Source organism: Bradyrhizobium sp. Crot121 (genome assembly GCF_059512385.1).
Map to the genome: position 1 here is coordinate 1 of NZ_JCAMOR010000584.1, position 237 is coordinate 237.

A 237-nucleotide genomic window follows, 5' to 3' on the forward strand; every position below is an offset into this window, starting at 1 on the left:
CGGGGCAAGGATCGGTGATTTCGCCGCTGCTCGCCAACGTTTACCTGCACTACACATTCGATCTTTGGGCCGAACGCTGGCGACGGCAAGAGGCTCACGGCGATATGATTATCGTGCGCTACGCCGATGATCTGGTGGCCGGCTTCGAGCATGAGGACGACGCTCGCCGTTTCCTTGATGCGATGCGTGAACGGTTTGAGGCATTCGCGCTGACGCTCCATTCGGACAAGACCCGCC

At 59.9% G+C, this 237-nt stretch carries 1 protein-coding gene; it reads left to right on the forward strand.

Annotation, left to right across the window (positions count from 1 at the left end; all coding sequences use genetic code 11):
- Positions 1-14 precede the first annotated feature (14 nt).
- Positions 15-237, forward strand: a 223-nt coding sequence (locus AC5ZGW_RS47985; RefSeq protein ID WP_496114379.1) for a reverse transcriptase domain-containing protein, incomplete at its 3' end; no start/stop codon positions are given.